The sequence below is a fragment of the Mucilaginibacter sp. 3215 genome (assembly GCF_050433785.1).
GTDB lineage: Bacteria > Bacteroidota > Bacteroidia > Sphingobacteriales > Sphingobacteriaceae > Mucilaginibacter.
This window is the reverse complement of record NZ_JBNPWO010000014.1, coordinates 35422-53914: the sequence shown is the minus strand read 5'-3', so window position 1 is coordinate 53914 and position 18493 is coordinate 35422. Positions and strand designations below refer to the sequence as shown.

Below are 18493 nucleotides of genomic sequence, written 5' to 3'. Positions count from 1 at the left end.
TTATACAGCCACTGGCAACTCTTCCTCAGCTTCAGTTTCTTTAGCTATTGTTGGGTTGATAGTTTCATCATCCTTTTCAACCCGCAGGTTATTAACGATATGCATTTGACGGGCTGGAGTATTTTTGCCCATAAAATATTCGAGGAGCGCCTTTACGTTGGCATCCCTTAATATTACCGGGTCGAGGCGCATATCTTTACCAATAAACAAACCAAATTCATCGGGCGAAATTTCACCTAAACCTTTAAAGCGCGTGATCTCGGGTTTGTTGCCCAATTTGGCAATCGCGTTGCGGCGTTCCTCATCGCTGTAGCAATAAATGGTTTCCTTTTTATTACGCACACGGAATAACGGCGTTTGCAGAATCGAAACGTGACCGGCCTTCACCAGGTCGGGAAAAAACTGCAGGAAAAAGGTCATTAACAACAGGCGAATGTGCATTCCATCCACATCGGCATCTGTAGCTATCACAATATTATTGTAACGTAAAGCATCAAGGCCGTCTTCGATATTTAAAGCGTGTTGCAGCAGGTTAAATTCTTCGTTTTCGTACACCACTTTTTTGGTTAAACCAAAACAGTTGAGCGGCTTACCTTTCAGGCTAAACACAGCCTGGGTCATCACATCGCGCGATTTGGTGATCGATCCACTGGCCGAATCACCCTCGGTAATGAACAACGTGGTATCCTGTTTACGTTCGTGTGTATCGTCAAAATGTACTTTGCAATCGCGCAGTTTGCGGTTATGCAATGATGCTTTTTTTGCACGCTCGTTGGCCAGTTTTTTTATACCTGCAATATCCTTACGCTCCCTTTCTGATTGCAGGATTCTTTTTAGCAAGCCATCAGCCGCTTCTGTGTTTTTATGCAGATAATTATCAAGTTCCTTTTTAACAAAATCGTTAATAAAGCCGCGCACAGACGGCCCTTCCGGACCAATATTTTGCGAGCCCAACTTAGTTTTGGTTTGCGATTCAAAAACCGGCTCCTGCACCTTTATGGCGATAGCGGCAACAATTGAAGCTCTGATGTCTGATGCATCAAACTCTTTTTTATAAAACTCGCGCACGGTTTTTACTACCGCCTCGCGGAAGGCGGCCTGGTGCGTACCGCCCTGGGTAGTATTTTGACCGTTAACAAATGAGTAATATTCTTCTCCGTATTGCTGGCCGTGGGTCATGGCTATCTCAATGTCCTCGCCTTTAAGGTGGATAATCGGATAGCGTAAGGTTTCAGCATCGGTATTGCGGGTGAGCAGGTCATAAAGGCCGCGCTCCGAAAAATACTTTTGATTGTTAAAGTTGATGGTAAGACCTGCATTCAGGAACACGTAGTTCCAGATCATACTTTCTACAAACTCCGGGATAAACCGGTAATGCCTGAAAATGGTGTCGTCGGGTATAAAATTGATAGCGGTACCATTACGCTGGGTGGTATCTTTTTCGCTCTCATCACGAATCAGTTCACCTTTGGCAAACTCGGCCAGTTTGGTGCGGCCGTCGCGGTATGATTGTACTGTAAATGAGTTGGAAAGCGCGTTAACCGCTTTGGTACCTACCCCATTTAAACCTACCGATTTTTGAAAGGCCTTGCTATCGTATTTACCGCCTGTATTTATTTTGGATACACAGTCGATCACTTTACCCAAAGGGATACCGCGGCCATAATCGCGCACCGATACCTTATGGTCGCTCATGTTCACTTCAATGGTACGGCCCGATCCCATTACAAACTCGTCTATCGAGTTATCAATGATCTCTTTAAGCAGTACGTATACACCATCGTCATAAGCAGAGCCATCGCCCAGTTTACCAATATACATACCCGGGCGTAAACGGATGTGCTCCTTCCAATCGAGGGAGCGGATACTATCTTCACTATAATTAACTGGTTCTGCCATGTATATAAAGTAGAAAATTAAACAGCGTAAAATACGCCTAACTGCAAAAATAAAACTTCCCGCCTGAATTAACGGAGAGCAAATATCAACTTATTAACATTGGGGGATTGGGAATCCTTATAAAAAAGAGAGGGTGTGTGATCCCCCTCTTGATATAGTAATGCCCATCAATAGGGGAATTTTATCTCATGCTGACATCCTCTATGGCTTAAACTTCAAGCAATTACTTGCCCTGTCTACATTTTTAAAAAACTCGGGGCCTTTATCATTAGTAAAACAAACAGCCATAATAGTGCCGGTATGGTTACGCTGTAATGCGATAAGTAGCGCGTATTTATAATGCTTGGTAGCAGGCAAATCGAGCAGATTTAACAGGTATGACTTACCGGCATCAGCTTTATATCTATTTAAAACGTTAACCGGTATGCTCCGCATAAAGTTATCCCTTTCGCCGGTAAAGGCTATGGCGTGCGCCCTGCTCATATTTATATATATCGAATCGGGATTTTCGGTTTCCCGGTCAATATCATATTGCCCCTGCTCATAACTGGTATAATTCTGTTTCTGGGATTTTACCTGGAACCATACTTCAAAATCCTGCCCCGGCAACTGCAACGCATAATCAAATGAAAAATCCTCATCATTGGGAGCGGGAATCTCTTTAAACCCCCTGGGTGGGGTATAAATTACATTGGCCTGGGCCAAAAGCTTGGTAAATTCTTTAAACTGATCTGTACCTGCTGTTTTGAGCTTTGAGTAGCCAGGCTTAACCTTCGCAGTTGTATGTTTCTTGTTGTTTTGGGCATATAACGGCCTTGGACTTATCTGAGCTATGCTTTTTGTAAAGCACAGCAATGATAAAGCCATAAGCAATAAGGGCCGGTTTAACTTCAAAATAGTTTTCATTTAAGGGGCAGCCAGGAAAAAACCCGGGTATAGCACCATAGGTAAATATATAAACAAATTAATTAATCAACACCCTCTCGCATCCAAATAACCGCTATGCTTTAACGACAATATCAATCAATTATTTGTTGCATTAATAATTTTTACGCTTGTGATTTGTAATTGTTGCAAGTCTATCCAAACGTAACAATTTTGTTATAAATCAATATTAACAAGACATTAAAATGTACTTCACTTCATCTGCACATCAGTACATAATCCGTATCTTTACCAATCCAAAAGTTTTTATTGAATAATGAGTGAAGATCTGCATCAAAACGATACACCAAACCCTAATGAAGAAAAACTACACACCGTTGCCTCACTCGATGGGTTATATGAAAATTGGTTTCTTGATTATGCATCCTATGTAATTCTCGACCGGGCTGTTCCCCATATCAACGATGGTTTAAAACCTGTACAACGCCGCATCCTGCATTCGTTGAAGGAAATGGACGACGGGCGTTTTAACAAAGCCGCCAATGTTATCGGTAACACTATGAAATATCACCCCCATGGTGACGCTTCTATTGGTGATGCCATGGTGCAGATTGGTCAAAAAAACCTGCTGATTGATTGCCAGGGAAACTGGGGCGACCCAGTAACCGGCGATTCGGCGGCGGCACCGCGTTATATTGAAGCGCGGTTATCAAAATTTGCGCTCGATGTTGTTTTTAACCCGGATACCACCGTTTGGCAGGCCAGCTATGATGGCCGTAATAAAGAGCCTATTACCCTGCCGGTAAAGTTCCCCTTGCTGCTTGCACAGGGAGCCGAAGGTATTGCGGTAGGTTTAGCTACCAAAATATTGCCGCATAACTTTATTGAACTGATTGACGCTTCCATAGCCGTATTAAAAGGCGAGCGCCCGAACCTGCTGCCTGATTTCCCTACAGGTGGCATGGCCGATGCTTCCTTATACAATGAAGGGCAGCGCGGTGGCAAGGTACGGGTAAGGGCTAAAATTGTTGAGCGCGATAAAAAAACACTTGCCATTACCGAAATACCATTTACTACTACTACCGGCAGTTTAATTGACAGCGTGATCTCGGCTAACGATAAAGGTAAGATCAAGATCAAAAAGATTGAAGATAATACGGCTAAGGATGTAGAGATCATTATTCACTTGGCTCCGGGCATCTCGCCCGATGTAACCATCGACGCTCTTTATGCCTTTACCGATTGCGAGGTATCCATATCACCAAACACCTGCGTAATACAGGATGATAAGCCGCGCTTCATGAGCGTGAACGATATGCTTACCGAAAGCACATTTTTCACCAAAGATTTGCTTAAACAGGAGTTAGAGATCAGGCTGAAAGATTTAATGGAGAAGATCTTCTTCAGTTCATTACTTAAGATCTTTATCCAGGAGGGGATGTATAAAAATCCTGAGTACGAAAACTCGGGCAATTTTGAGGTTGTGCTTGAAGTGCTGAACCGCTTGTTTGAGCCTTTCTTTCCTCAGTTTTATCGTACCATTCAGCCCGAAGATTATAAAAAGCTGATAGATAAACCTATGAGCAGCATCACCCGCTTTGACGTTAAAAAAGCGGATGAACAGATGAAGGCACTGGAAAATGAGATCAAACAGGTTAAACATGATCTGAAACATCTCACTGAGTATACCATTGCCTGGTTCCAGAAACTGAAAGACAAATACGGCAAAGGCCGGGAGCGTAAAACTGAATTGCGCACCTTTGATAAGGTTGAAGCTGCACAGGTAGCATTGGCTAATATCAAGCTATATGTTAACAGGGCCGACGGCTTTATTGGATCTGGCCTGAAGAAAGATGACTCGGTTGAATATGTCGGCGATTGCTCAGATATTGACGAGATCATTGTTTTCAGGGGGGACGGGCGTTGCATGATTACCAAGGTACAGGACAAGGTTTTTGTGGGTAAGGACATCATTCACGTTGCCGTGTTTAAAAAGAATGACGAACGCACCGTTTATAATATGATATATAAAGACGGCGAAAGTGGCATCAGTTATATCAAACGATTCTCCGTAGTGGGTGTAACCCGCGACAAGGAATATGACCTCACCAAAGGCACCAAAGGTTCAAAAGTATTATATTTTACTGCTAACCCTAACGGTGAGGCCGAGGTAGTGAATGTACAGCTTAAACCTCATTCAAAACTTAAAAAACTGCAGTTTGATGAGGACTTTGCTTCAATAGCTATTAAAGGCCGTGGTTCGATGGGGAATATCATTACCAAATATCCGGTAAAAAAGATCATCCTGAAAACCAAGGGGGTGTCAACGCTGGCCGGACGAAAGATCTGGTACGATGATATCCTGAAACGCCTGAACGCCGATGGCAGGGGTAAATACCTGGGCGAATTTGATGGCGACGATCGTATTCTTACCGTGCTCAGCAACGGTGTTTACGAATTGAGCAGCTTTGATCTGAACAACCACTTTGATGATAAGATGGTACTGATCGAAAAGTACGATCCGCAGGCAGTGTTCTCGATCGTGCATATCGAAGGTAAATCCAAAAACTACCTTGTTAAACGTTTCTCTTTCGAAAACATAGCAATTGGTAAGCAGGTAGGCCTGATCAGTGAAGAAGCCGGATCAAAAATGGTATTGCTTGGCCATGCCGCGCCGGTAATAAACATGACGCACCTGAAAGGCAAGGATCAGACTGCGGAAACGCTTGAACTGAACTTAGCAGATGTTATCGATGTTAAAGGCATGAAAGCTATGGGGAACCGTCTTTCCCAACATCCTATAAAATCGGTTGAGCTGATAAGTGACGGCATTAACCAGGAAACTGAAGCTGCTGACACCAACACTAACGAAGAGGATACTTTGACATCAACGGATTCAAATGAAGACGAGCCGGTAGCATCACAGAAAGAAAGTTCAGATGAACCAACTGAACAATTGGAAGAACCACCCAAGCCGCCTAAAAAGATTGATTTTGAAATCACCAACCCCGATGATATCGACATAGATGATCAGGGACAATTAGGGCTGTTTTAACGCAAAGCCACCGGCAACAATAACCGGTGGCTTTTTTATTTACCTGCAGATCAATCCGGTTTAATGCATATTCAAACAATAGCAAAAAATTATTTTACGGCTATAAACACCCTTGTTTACAGCTGCTTTTTCGTTATTTTTGAATATTACCAAATCCTATATCATAAACAGACATGTACTTCGGCGGCGGCAACTATTATTATCTTATATTGGCATTAGAGGCATTTTGCATCATTCATAGCCTGCGGCGCGGTACCCAGCAAAAATGGCTTTGGATCCTTATAGTAATACCTGTATTCGGATGTTTGTATTATATCTACAGTGAGATCCTGTCTAATCGCGGCATCCGTGCACCTAAAATAAATGTTGAGGCGGTAATCAACCCCGGGGCCAAAATTAAACGTCTTGAAGATGAAGTCAGGTTTACCGATACATTTGCCAACCGTATAAAATTGGCAGATGCCTACCTGGAGGCGGGCCTTACCGATAAAGCACTCGAAATATATAAAAACAGTCTCACCGGCGCCTTTGTCGAAAACGAGCATGTAATGGCGCAGCTCATTGTGGCTTACTTTGAAAAAGGCCAGTATAATGAGGTTATCCCGATTGCTAAAAAGCTGTATAAGCTACCACAATTTGCCCGCTCAAAAGCGCACATCCTGTATGCCAAATCGCTTGAGCTTACTTACCAGGAAGAGTTGGCCGAAAATGAATTTAAACTGATGAAAGGGCGTTACTCCTATTTTGAGCCCCGCTATGAATACGGTATGTTCCTTATCCGTGCCAGCCGCGATGACGATGCCTGGCAAATTTTCACCGATATGCTCAACGAGCAATCGCATCTAAGCCCTGTTGAACGCAAGAGCAACAAGGTATGGTTTGCGAAGGCTAAGGATGAGTTGAAGAAGTTATCGGCTGTGAGGAAAACGGCATGATAGGCCATTGAAAATATTTTATTCATTGCCGTTGACTTTAGTCAACGATTAAAGGAAATAAATAATCGGGCTTTAGCGCAACTCTTCTCGCGACATTTGGCTAAAGCCCTTTGTTTTTTCATCATTATCCCGTTGACTAAAGTCAACGGCAATGAAATCTAACGATTAAGAGTGGTATTTTTGTTTATTGATTACAAGTAAGATGAATGCAGCCTTCCCCCTACCGTCATCCCTAAGTCATACTGACAACCTGACACCATCGGGTTAAAAAATTGTTAAGCCGCAAAACGCAAATAACCTTTTGCTGACATTAAAACAGTTTAGCCTGTCAATACTTGCCATAATACCCGGTTGGCATAATTGATGTTGCATATCGGGCTGAAAAACTTAAATAAAAATAAACAGTTATAACTATGTCATTAAACATTAAACCGATCGGCGATAGGGTTGTAGTGGAAGCTGCAGCAGCCGAAGAGAAAACCGCTTCAGGTATCTTCATTCCTGATACTGCCAAAGAAAAACCTCAACGTGGAACCATCGTTGCAGTTGGACAGGGAAAAGTTGATGAGCCTTTAACCGTACAAGTTGGTGACCAGGTTTTATATGGTAAATATGCAGGTACTGAAATTACCTATGAAGGCAAAGAGTACTTAATTATGCGTGAATCAGACATATACGCGGTACTTTAACCAATTAGTGAATTAGTGAGTTATTGAATTAGTGAATTTATTCCTGTTCAAACCGCTGGTTTAAAATCAAAGAAATTAAAAAAATAGATTATTGAAAGCGAAATCAAATCACTCATTCGCTAATTCAATAATTAAATAATTAAAACATCATGGCAAAACAAGTTAAATACAATGTTGAAGCACGCGACGCCCTGAAACGCGGTGTTGATATCCTTGCTAACGCAGTAAAAGTAACCTTAGGTCCTAAAGGTCGTAACGTAATCATCGACAAAAAATTTGGCTCACCAGCCATCACTAAAGACGGTGTTACTGTTGCTAAAGAAATTGAATTAAAAGACGCCCTTGAAAACATGGGTGCTCAAATGGTTAAAGAAGTAGCTTCAAAAACTGCCGATATTGCAGGTGATGGTACTACTACTGCTACTGTTTTAGCTCAGGCTATTGTAACTGCAGGTATTAAAAACGTGGCTGCCGGTGCAAACCCAATGGATTTGAAACGCGGTATCGATAAAGCGGTTGCAGCAGTTGTTGAAAACCTGAAAACCCAGTCACAAACTGTTGGTGAAGACAACAACAAAATCAAACAAGTTGCTTCTATCTCTGCAAATAACGACGAGGTTATCGGTTCGTTAATTGCTGAAGCAATGGAAAAAGTTGGTAAAGACGGCGTTATCACTGTTGAAGAAGCAAAAGGCACTGAAACTGAAGTTAAAACTGTAGAAGGTATGCAGTTTGACCGTGGTTACCTTTCTCCTTACTTCGTAACCAATGCTGACAAAATGGAAGCTGAACTGGAAAATCCTTACATCCTGATCTACGATAAGAAGATCTCTTCGATGAAGGAATTGCTTCCTATCCTTGAAAAACAAGTACAAACCGGCAAACCATTATTGATCATTGCTGAAGATCTTGACGGTGAAGCTTTAGCTACTTTAGTAGTTAACAAAATCCGTGGTTCACTGAAAGTTGCTGCTGTTAAAGCTCCAGGTTTCGGCGACCGTCGTAAAGCTATGTTAGAGGATATCGCTATCCTTACTGGTGGTACTTTGATCTCTGAAGAAAGAGGTTACAAATTAGAAAACGCTGATCTTAGCTACTTAGGTACTGCTGAGAAAATCGTTATCGACAAAGATAATACTACTATCATCAATGGTGCTGGTTCTGCAGAAGAGATCAAAGGCCGCGTAAGCCAGATCAAATCACAAATTGAATCAACAACTTCTGATTACGACCGCGAAAAATTACAAGAGCGCTTAGCCAAATTATCTGGCGGTGTTGCTGTACTTTACGTAGGTGCTGCTACCGAAGTTGAAATGAAAGAGAAAAAAGACCGTGTTGACGATGCTTTACACGCTACACGTGCCGCTGTTGAAGAAGGTATCGTAGCTGGTGGTGGTGTTGCCTTCATCCGTGCGGTTGCCTCTTTAGCTGACCTTAAAGGCGATAACGAAGACGAAAACACTGGTATCCAGATCATCCGTCGCGCTATCGAAGAGCCTCTACGTCAGATCTGCGAAAACGCTGGTATCGAAGGTTCAATCGTTGTGCAAAAAGTTAAAGAAGGCACTGCCGACTTTGGTTACAATGCACGTACCGATAAATACGAAAACCTGATTTCTGCCGGTGTTATCGACCCAACTAAAGTAGGTCGTGTAGCTTTAGAAAACGCAGCTTCAATTGCAGCAATGTTATTAACAACTGAAGTTGTATTGGCTGATGATCCTGAAGATGCTCCAGCTGGCCCACCAATGGGTGGCGGTGGCATGGGCGGCATGATGTAAGAGCCCAAAGCCCCTTAAGGGGGTTTGTATAGAAACTCATATACTTTCAAAACCCTGTATGCAAAAGCATACAGGGTTTTATGCTTTAAAAGAGGCTTTTATAGTCATCCTAAGGTAAAGCAACAGTCATTAATCAATCATTAATTAAATTTCACTCCCCCAGGGTGTAGTAATACGTAATTGTTGCATAACAAATCTGATACAGCACTAATCAGGCACAGGATTTGAACAATGCAGGTCATGAAACGTCTATCTCAAAAAACAAAACAGATACAAAGCACCCTGGTTGACTGGATGTTGTTTAAGGGCCCCGAGCTCTTCGTATCTCTGTACAGTTAACAGATAATTATTAACTTTGCGCCCAGTTATGAAACTGGACGAATTTTACACACAGTTCCACCATTGGCTTATTACCCGCGGCCCCAATTATGTAGGTGGACTAATCATATTTTTTATTGGTTTATGGTTTATTAAGTTTTTACGTGCAAGACTTCGCATGCGCATGATGAAACGCGGCATCCATTCGTCACTGCAGCCATTTTTCTTAAGCCTAACCATTACAGCTTTATATGTTTTACTCATTATTTGGGTAATGAACATCATAGGGCTGGAGATGAGTATATTCACTACCATCATCGGCGCATTTTCGGTAGCGGCCGGTTTGGCCCTATCGGGTACCTTTCAAAATTTTGCAGGTGGCGTACTGATACTGTTGTTAAAACCTTTTGAAATAGACGACAGTATTGTTGCCCAGGGTCAGGACGGCCGCGTGGTATCTATACAAATGTTTTATACCGTACTTATTACTGCTGATAACAAAACTGTCATTATCCCCAACGGAAAACTGTTTAACGAGGTTATTGTAAACATAACCCGCGAAGGCCGCCGCCGCCTTGACTTTGAAATGCGTGTAGGCTATAACAACGATATGGAAAAGGTCAAAACCATCATGACAGCTGTGGTAGACGCCAATAAGGATATCCTGCACGACCCAGCCGCACGGGTGGGCGTTATTAGTCTGGATAGTGACAGCGTAAGGTTTACCATTAATGTTTGGGTTGATCCGGCCAATTTCCTCAATGCTAAAATAAACCTTCAGGAACAAATGCTTAAAGAGCTTGCCGCGGGTGGCGTTAATTTCCCTAAACCAGGATTTTGATAAGCAGCAGGAAACCGGGAATCAAAGGCCCTTCAAAACGCTAATTCTTTCAAGAAGGTGGAGCGGATCATCAATAATGCCTTCGGCTATTAAAAATCAGTAAACATTATAACACATAAAGCTTGCTTGTTAAAGCAGGCTTTTTTTATCTTAGGGAAATCAAACCCTTGAAAAAATATGAGTTTTAAAACCCAGCTCAGTTCAATTTTTATTGATGAAAATAATATTCCTCCCGAATTTCAGATTGAAGAAGTACACCAGCGCGAATACCTGAGCGGTGGCGAAATGAAACCATGGAACGGCGAAGTAAGTGAAGTTTACTCACCTGTTGGTTTTTGGGCAGAGGACGGTACTTTTACCCGGAAGCTGATAGGCACGTACCCGGTTTGCACCGAAAAAGAAGCTTTTGAAGCCTTGGATGCCGCGCTTGAAGCCTATGACAATGGCCGCGGTGAATGGCCCACCATGAGCATTGCCGACCGTATTAAATGTATGGAGCGCTTTATTTACAAAATGAGCGAACAACGTACCCTGGTGGTAAAACTGCTGATGTGGGAAATAGGTAAATCGTACGCTGATTCGGCTAAAGAATTTGACCGTACCATTGAATACATCAATGCCACCATCGACGCGTTAAAAGATATCGACCGCCAGTCGTCACGCTTTGAAATTGCCGAGGGGCTGGTGGCCCAGATCCGTCGCTCGCCCCTGGGTGTAGTGCTTTGCATGGGGCCGTTTAATTACCCGTTAAACGAAACTTTCACTACGTTGATCCCCGCGCTGATCATGGGGAACACCATTTTATTTAAACCGCCTAAACACGGTACACTGCTGCATTATCCATTGCTAAAAGCCTTCCAGGAATCATTCCCTAAAGGAGTGGTGAACACCATTTATGGCAGGGGCGCAGTGGTAACACCAGGGCTGATGTCATCGGGCAAGGTGAATGTGCTGGCTTTCATTGGCTCAAGCAAAGTAGCAAATGATTTGAAAAAGCGTCACCCTAAAATTAATCGCTTAAGAGCTGTTTTAAGTCTGGACGCCAAGAACGCAGCCATAGTCACCAAACATGCCGACCTGCAGCAGGCTGTGAGCGAGTGTATTTTAGGCTCGCTGTCATTTAATGGCCAGCGTTGTACTGCTATTAAAGTGATATTTGTACATAAAGCCGTTGCCGATGAGTTTTTAAAGCTATTAAGCGAAGCTGTTGCCAAACTTAAATTCGGACTGCCCTGGGAAAAGGACGTAAAACTTACCCCGCTCCCCGAACCTCATAAACCGGCTTACCTTACCGATATTGTAAATGACGCCTTAGCTAACGGCGCAAAGGTGATTAACGAAAACGGAGGTGAAACATCGGCTTCGTTCTTTTTCCCGGCCATAGTTTACCCGGTTAATGAAAACATGAAACTGTACCGCGAAGAGCAATTTGGACCGGTGATCCCAGTAATTCCGTTTGAAGATATTGAGGAGCCGATCACTTACCAGATAGATTCGCCACATGGTATGCAGGTGAGCATTTTCAGTAATGATGCGAAGGAAATTTCGTCACTGATCGATCCCTTTGTGAATTTAGTAAGCCGCGTAAACATTAACAGTCAGTGCCAGCGCGGTCCGGATGTATTTCCGTTCACCGGGCGCAAGGACAGCGCCGAGGGTACACTTTCGGTACATGATGCCTTAAGGTCGTTCTCAATCCGCTCATTAGTTACCACTAAAATGACCGAAACCAACAAAAACATCATCAATGAAATTGTAAATGACAATGATTCCAATTTCCTGAGCACGAAGTTTATATTGTAGGGAACCGTTAGGACGTCATGAGGAGCAGCCGCAGGACAACCCTGAAAAAAGGGCGTTAATATGCTTAATACTTGACAATTAACAACTTACAACCATTGCAACTATAAGACACGAAGCAATCCCGATTTACAGTCGCCCTGTATGATTTGGATTTGCTTCGTGTCTGTTTTTAACACACTAAAAGGTGACCATATAACGGCCAACCACATCGTTACCGCGCTACCCTACCATATCTTCACCCGTTTATCCGGATCTATCCACATTTTATCACCTTTCTTAATATGAAAGGCTTCGTAAAATTCAGGCACATCGGTAAACGGCCCGTTAACACGCATAAAACCGGGCGCATGTTCATTGGTTAGGATCTGGCTCGAAAGTGATTCTTTCCTGTCTTGCGTAAGCCAGCCTAATGAGTATCCTAAAAAATAACGCTGTAAGGGTGTTAACCCGTTAATGAGTTTACCCTCTCTATATTGCTGTGTTTTTTTGAACGCGTCAAGACCTATTACTATTCCGCCGAGATCGGCAATATTTTCCCCCTGAGTGGCTTTGCCATTTACATGCAAACCATAAATGCTGTAACCATTAAACTGGTCGATAAGCATTTTGGCACGCTGACTAAATTTTACCGAATCCTGCGGTTTCCACCAGGCTTTAAGGTTTCCGGCAGCATCAAACTGCCTGCCCTGGTCATCAAAACCGTGGGTCATTTCATGGCCAATAGTTGAAGCGGCAGCATAACCGTAAATGACGGCATCATCAATATTCTCATCCTTGTAGCCGGGAATGGTAAAAATGCCGGCAGGCAATACAATCTCGTTGTTTGATGGGTTATAGTAAGCATTATAGGTTTGAGGCGTGATGTCCCATTCAGTACGGTCGACAGGTTTGCCTAATTTAGCCGCGCTGAAATTATGCCACCACTCGTTTGCCCGTAATACGTTGAGGGCGTAAGGGCCCCGGTTAATTTCCAGAGTTGAAAAATCCTTCCATTTATCCGGGTAACCAACTTTAGGGACAACTTTTGATAATTTGTAGTAAGCTTTCTCCTTGGTTTCGGGGCTCATCCAATCCAGCTTTTCAATATGCTCTTTAAAGCTGGCGCGCATTTCTTCAACCAGTTTCACATAGCGCTCTTTTGTTTTCTCGGGGAAATATTCTTTTACGAAGATTTGTCCTAATACCTCGCCCATCAAACCGTTTTCAGTATCCAACACCCTTTTCCAGCGTGGAAGTTGGGCCGTACTGCCATAAATCACCTTATCATAAAACCGAAACACCTCGTGATCAAACGGTTTGCTCAGGTATGGCCCAAAAGCAGTGACCAAGCTCTTGCGCAGGTAATTCTTCCAGTCATCTATAGTAAAAGTTTTTAGTGCTTTATTAAGCGCCCTGTAATATTCAGGCTGTCCTACAATTACGGTATCCGCATTTTTGTAGTCCATCTTTTCAAAGGTGGGTTTCCAGTCAATATCCGGGGCCAGCTTGCTCAGCGCGGCAAGTGGCATTTTGTTATAGTTATGATAAGGATCGCGCAGGTCCTCCAGTTTCCGGCTGCTATCAGCCAGGAAAGTTTCCAGCGAATAAGTTTTCTCAGCGGCCGCAGCGGCCCTATCAGCAGGCAGGCCTGCCAGTTTAAATATGACGGGCAGGTAATTATTTTGATAGTCGGTACGGATGGCTACGCTATGCGCATCTTTATTAAAGTAGTAATCGCGGTTAGGCATACCAATGCCCGCTTGGTATAAACCCAAAGCCATCTTTGCACTGTTCTTAGCATCCTGCCCAACATAAGCGCCGATAGGCTGTGTAACGCCAATCCTTTGTAAGTGTGCGAACTCCTCAACCAGGCTTTTGATATCTGTTATCCTCTCAATTTTATCCAGTTCATCTTTCAGTGGTGCAAGCCCCTGTTTTTCGATGTTAACGGTGTCCATCCCGCTGAAATAAAAATCACCTATTTTTTGGGTGTTGTTGCCCTTTGGGGCATTAGCTTTAAGCGCATCCTCGTTGATCTTTTTCATCTTGTCGCGCAACTCTTCCTGCACAACATTGCCGATGCCCCAGGCAGCGTACGCCGCCGGAATAGGATTTTTGCGAAGCCAGGTTCCGTTGGCATATTTAAAGAAGTCATCGCCCGGTTTTACGGTGGTATCCATATTATGGATCACTGGGTCGCCGGCTTCGTAAGCTTTTGTTTTGTCGGTTTGGCTACAGGCACTAAGTAAGGTGCCAAGCGCGGCGGCAACTATGGATAAGGATTGGGTTTTTCTGTTCATTTTTTAGGTGTGTGTATGAATTAAAATACAACAACTGTATGGTAAAATAGAATTTAGGACAGCTTATTTTTTAAAATATGATAATTTATTATATCTCCTGGAAAAAACCTGCTAAGGAAACGTTAAAATAATAACAAATTTTACGAAGTGTTTCCAACCTGATATCAATAATACCAGATTCGAGCCGGGCAATATTTATGTGCGTTTCGTTAAAAAACTTCTCCTGGGTAACCTGATTTTGCTTGCGTAAAGTTTTAATCTGTAAGGCAACTTTGCGTTTAAATGCGCTATTAGTGTCGTTAAGGTATTCAAAATCAGTTAAAAGCATGACTGGATCGGCTAATATGATACATTGTATTTTTTGTGCAAGCTAAATATAAAATAACACCATTACATTTTATATACAGATATTATTCTTTTATAAAAATGAGCAACTAACGTTTAAACATGAAATATTAATGCCACAATTTTATAATTATGGCAAAGGATTTGTATATAGATATTCGCCCTGTATCATCTGTGAAAAAATAAAAGATTTAGTAACATCTACCTGTGAAAAATTAAATTGAATTCTCAGACGCCCAAGTTGAGATTTTTTGTTCTTTGTTTTGGGTTTAATCAATAGTTTAAATTAATTAGGGGAAAGGGAGCTTCAAAAAAAGCTCTCTTTTTTTGTATATAAAAATTACTATGCATGCATAGTAATTTTTATATATTTATGCTTTTAATTATACCATGTATTTTGAACTGACCGAAGAACAAAAAATGATTCGCCAGGCTGCGCGTGATTTTGCGCAAACAGAATTGAAGCCAGGTGTTATTGAACGCGACGAACAGCAAAAATTCCCTGCTGCCCAGGTTAAGAAACTTGGTGAACTGGGTTTCCTGGGCATGATGGTATCTCCGCAATATGGCGGCGCTGGCATGGATGCCATATCATATGTGCTGGTGATGGAGGAACTTTCAAAGATTGACGCATCCACATCAGTAATTGTTTCAGTGAATAATTCGCTGGTATGCTATGGATTGGAGAAATATGGCAGCGAAGAACAGAAGCAAAAATATCTGGTACCGCTGGCCAAAGGCGAATGCATCGGCGCTTTCTGCCTTTCGGAGCCGGAAGCCGGCTCTGATGCTACATCACAAAGCACTACAGCCATTGATATGGGCGATCATTACCTGCTTAATGGTACTAAGAACTGGATCACCAGCGGAGGCAGCGCATCTACCTATATCGTAATTGCACAAACCGATGCCGAAAAAAAACACCATGGTATCAACGCTTTTATTGTTGAAAAAGGAATGCCGGGCTTTACTGTTGGTCCTAAAGAGAACAAGATGGGCATACGCGGGTCGGATACCCACTCGCTGATGTTTGCCGACGTTAAAGTGCCTAAAGAGAACCGCATTGGCGAAGACGGTTTTGGGTTTAAGTTTGCCATGAACGTACTGGATGGCGGCCGTATAGGTATTGCGTCGCAGGCTTTGGGTATTGCATCCGGCGCTTATGAACTGGCCAAGCAATATGCTAAGGAGCGCAAAACTTTTGGTAAATCGCTTGCCGACCATCAGGCTATCCAATTTAAGCTGGCCGATATGGCTACTGAAATTGAGGCAGCCCGTTTGATGTGCCTTAAAGCAGCATGGTTTAAAGATCATGGAAAACCCTATGCCCAGGCATCATCAATGGCTAAACTGTATGCATCTGAAGTAGCTATGCGTACCACCACCGAAGCGGTACAGATCCATGGCGGGTATGGTTATGTGAAAGAATATCACGTTGAACGCCTGATGCGGGATGCCAAAATAACCCAGATCTATGAAGGAACATCTGAAATTCAAAGAATTGTCATTTCGCGCGGATTGTTGAAATAACGGCGCTGTTTTTATACCTTTGAAAGTATATAGATTAAGTAGACTATATATATTTAAGTATGACTTTCAAAAATATTATAGCCGGTATTTGCGGATTACTATTTCTGCAAACCGGCTTTGCTCAAACCAAACTAAAAACAGGTGTGTGGCGCGGTGCGCTTAAAACTAAATCAGGCACCGAAATCCCTTTTAATTTCGAGGTCAACAATAGCGGCAGCAAACAACAATTAGCTATCATTAACGGTGCCGAGCATTTCAAGGTAACAGATGTTGCCACCAAAGGCGATTCTGTTTTTATCCATATGCCGCTGTTCAATTCAGAATTTAAGCTGAAACTTAACGGAGATAGCCTTAACGGCAACTGGGTAAGGCACCTGGCGGATAATGATCTCCTTGTTCCGTTCAGCGCCAGGCCTAATACTTCATGGCGCTTTTTTAAGAATACTGAACAACCGGCATTTAATATCGGAGGCCGTTGGTCGGCAGTGTTTGGTGAGGGCGAAGGCCGCGATACCACCGTTGGCGAGTTTAAGCAGGACGGTAATAAACTTACAGGTACTTTCTTAACCACCACCGGCGATTACCGTTATTTAGAAGGCTCGGTAAGTGGCAATAAACTTTACCTCTCTACTTTCGACGGCAGTCATGCCTATACTTTTACTGCTACTATCGGCAATGATAAAGCCATTACCGACGGTAAATTTTACGCCGGATATTCGGCGGTTCAATCCTGGACCGCTGTAAAGGATGAAAACGCCAAACTTCCAGATGCATATTCACTCACTTCATTAAAACCGGGGTATAAAAAAATAGCTTTCAGCTTTAAGGACCTTGATGGCAAAACTATCTCGCTTGATGATGCCAGGTTCAGAAACAAAGTGGTAATTGTACAGATATTGGGCTCATGGTGCCCTAACTGCATGGACGAAACTGCTTATATGGTCAACTACTATAACAAATATCACGATAAAGGTGTTGAGGTAATTGGCCTGGCTTATGAACGCACCACCGATTTTGAAAAATCAAAGAAAGCGCTACAGCAAGTAAAAGACAGGTTTAAAGTATCTTACCCATTGTTAGTGACCGGCTATACCAGCGATAAAAAACAAACCGCTCAAAGCCTGCCTATGTTATCCAAAGTGGTTGGTTTCCCTACCACCATTATTATCGATAAAAACGGCGACGTACAAAAAATCCATACTGGTTTTAGTGGTCCGGGAACGGGGGAGCATTATACTGAGTTTATCAACGAGTTTGAGAAGCTGACTGATGATCTAATACAAGCTCCTCCAGCCCCCTAAAGGAAGTGCTTGTATGCACGCACGCTTTTCAAAAGAAGATTTTAAACAAAAAAAGCATTGCTGTCGGCAATGCTTTTTTTTATGCTTAAAAAGGGGCTTGAAGGTAGTCACCCTTTTAATGGGCAGGAGGGGCGACCTCAACGCCAAAATACGCTTCCAACTCATTTAACGTTGATGAGCTGGTTGCAATATCTTTAATGATCACGCCTTTTTCCATCAGCAGGATCCGGTCGCATACATCGGTAATGTGGTTAAGATCATGGCTGGATACTATGGTAGTTACACCTTTATTCCTGTTCAGGTCTTTCAGCAGATTTTTAAGCCTAAACTGGGTGCTTGGGTCGATATTGGCAAACGGCTCGTCCAGCATCAGCAATTGAGGTTCCTGCAACAGGCAGGCTGCTACACCAACTTTGCATTGGTTGCCTTTTGACAGGTCGCGGATGTACTTCCCTTTCTTCAGGATCTCGCCATTAAAAAAATCGGTCAGGCCAACTAACACCTCGTCAACATACGTGCGGTTATGACTATGCAGCCCTCCTATAAAATAAAAATACTCTTCAGGTGTAAGGTAATCTATCAGGAAACCTTCGTCGAGATAGGCTGCCGTATAATCTTTCCATTTTTCATGACCGGCTACAATTTCACCGTTGGATAAAATCTCGCCACTTTCGGCACGAATGAGGTCGAGCACCATCCGGAACAGCGTGGTTTTACCTGCGCCGTTATTACCTACAAGGCCAACGCTTTCGCCTTTGTTAATTTGCAGGGCGGGTACATCTACAACGGTAATCCCGTTATACACCTTTTTTAAATTTCTTACTTCAATCAT

Annotated in this window: 13 protein-coding genes; 8 read left to right on the top strand and 5 right to left on the bottom strand. The window is 42.9% G+C overall.

Translation table 11 applies throughout. The features are described from left to right. Both ABIC84_RS20105 and ABIC84_RS20100 read right to left on the bottom strand, forming a co-directional pair. Positions 1-1899 carry a DNA topoisomerase IV subunit B gene (locus ABIC84_RS20105; RefSeq protein WP_429264699.1) on the bottom strand — a complete coding sequence of 633 codons (1899 nt, stop codon included), beginning with the start codon at positions 1897-1899 and terminating at the stop codon, positions 1-3. A gap of 201 nt (positions 1900-2100) precedes the next feature. Beyond that, on the bottom strand, positions 2101-2766 hold the full coding sequence (locus ABIC84_RS20100; RefSeq protein ID WP_426584049.1) for a hypothetical protein: 666 nt from the start codon (positions 2764-2766) through the stop codon (positions 2101-2103). 334 nt (positions 2767-3100) lie between these two features. Between ABIC84_RS20100 and ABIC84_RS20095 the strand changes: the two genes are divergently transcribed. From ABIC84_RS20095 to ABIC84_RS20070, 6 genes are all read left to right on the top strand, one after another. Beyond that, positions 3101-5839 (top strand): DNA gyrase/topoisomerase IV subunit A, encoded by a 2739-nt coding sequence (locus tag ABIC84_RS20095; RefSeq protein WP_426584047.1) that lies wholly within the window; start codon positions 3101-3103, stop codon positions 5837-5839. Positions 5840-6012: 173 nt separating this feature from the next. Next, complete coding sequence (locus tag ABIC84_RS20090) at positions 6013-6774, top strand: PLDc N-terminal domain-containing protein (RefSeq protein WP_429264698.1); 762 nt, start codon at positions 6013-6015, stop codon at positions 6772-6774. A 413-nt stretch (positions 6775-7187) separates the two neighbouring features. Continuing rightward, positions 7188-7463: a co-chaperone GroES gene (gene groES, locus ABIC84_RS20085; RefSeq protein ID WP_090530466.1), complete on the top strand. Its 276-nt coding sequence runs from the start codon at positions 7188-7190 to the stop codon at positions 7461-7463. 149 nt (positions 7464-7612) lie between these two features. Continuing rightward, a complete protein-coding gene (groL, locus tag ABIC84_RS20080) occupies positions 7613-9244 on the top strand; it encodes a chaperonin GroEL (protein ID WP_426584042.1) in 1632 nt (543 codons plus the stop codon). A gap of 367 nt (positions 9245-9611) precedes the next feature. Beyond that, positions 9612-10403 (top strand): mechanosensitive ion channel family protein, encoded by a 792-nt coding sequence (locus tag ABIC84_RS20075; protein ID WP_426584040.1) that lies wholly within the window; start codon positions 9612-9614, stop codon positions 10401-10403. Between the two features lie 177 nt (positions 10404-10580). Beyond that, positions 10581-12206: an NADP-dependent glyceraldehyde-3-phosphate dehydrogenase gene (locus ABIC84_RS20070; protein ID WP_429264697.1), complete on the top strand. Its 1626-nt coding sequence runs from the start codon at positions 10581-10583 to the stop codon at positions 12204-12206. 224 nt (positions 12207-12430) lie between these two features. On the opposite strand, the gene ABIC84_RS20065 is transcribed toward ABIC84_RS20070, so the two are convergent. After that, positions 12431-14485, bottom strand: coding sequence for a M13 family metallopeptidase (locus ABIC84_RS20065; RefSeq protein WP_429264696.1), 2055 nt, complete (start codon positions 14483-14485; stop codon positions 12431-12433). 88 nt (positions 14486-14573) lie between these two features. After that, entirely contained in the window at positions 14574-14813 is a 240-nt protein-coding gene (locus ABIC84_RS20060) for a helix-turn-helix domain-containing protein (protein WP_090530481.1), read from the bottom strand. 407 nt (positions 14814-15220) lie between these two features. Here ABIC84_RS20060 and ABIC84_RS20055 point away from each other — a divergent pair, with 407 nt between their 5' ends. Continuing rightward, the gene (locus ABIC84_RS20055) at positions 15221-16360 is read left to right on the top strand and encodes an acyl-CoA dehydrogenase (protein WP_429264695.1); all 1140 of its coding nucleotides are present in this window, start codon (positions 15221-15223) and stop codon (positions 16358-16360) included. A 59-nt stretch (positions 16361-16419) separates the two neighbouring features. Beyond that, complete coding sequence (locus ABIC84_RS20050; protein WP_429264694.1) at positions 16420-17661, top strand: peroxiredoxin family protein; 1242 nt, start codon at positions 16420-16422, stop codon at positions 17659-17661. A 115-nt stretch (positions 17662-17776) separates the two neighbouring features. Here ABIC84_RS20050 and ABIC84_RS20045 read toward each other — a convergent pair whose 3' ends face one another. Then, a complete protein-coding gene (locus tag ABIC84_RS20045) occupies positions 17777-18493 on the bottom strand; it encodes an ABC transporter ATP-binding protein (protein ID WP_429264693.1) in 717 nt (238 codons plus the stop codon).